Raw genomic sequence first — 425 nt, forward strand, 5'->3', positions numbered from 1 at the left:
ACAATTACTTGAACTAATTAATTTCTTAGCTATATCACCTTCCTTTTCCAATTCAGAAAAGGTTTCTATAGTCTCCTTAGTAACATATCTAGTAACTTTCGATACATAAAAAGAAACAATATCAGTATCTACAGTGTCATATGTAAGAATTTTATTTCTCTCCATAGCATGATCCACAATATACGTATTATCATAAACCTCACTCACACCTTCAACTGTTATCTTCTTCATTAAATAATGAGAAACATAACGATTACATAAAAAATGATAATGAGGTTGTCCACTTTCATGTAACTCAATTACCCTAATAAACTTAAAATCTTCAAATTCATTCTCTTCAAAACGTCTTGAAATTCGTTCATACAACTGTTTATGTAAATTTTCATCTTGCTTATTAGTTTCATAAATAGATGGAAATAATTTGT

The 425-nt window shown here is 27.8% G+C and carries 1 protein-coding gene; it reads right to left on the minus strand.

Annotated features, from left to right (window positions below; translation table 11 throughout):
- On the minus strand, positions 1 to 425 hold a 425-nt coding region (locus FE392_RS20695; RefSeq protein WP_319931974.1), incomplete at both ends, for a rolling circle replication-associated protein.

It is taken from the genome of Xenorhabdus santafensis, assembly GCF_033949405.1.
Lineage (GTDB): Bacteria > Pseudomonadota > Gammaproteobacteria > Enterobacterales > Enterobacteriaceae > Xenorhabdus > Xenorhabdus santafensis.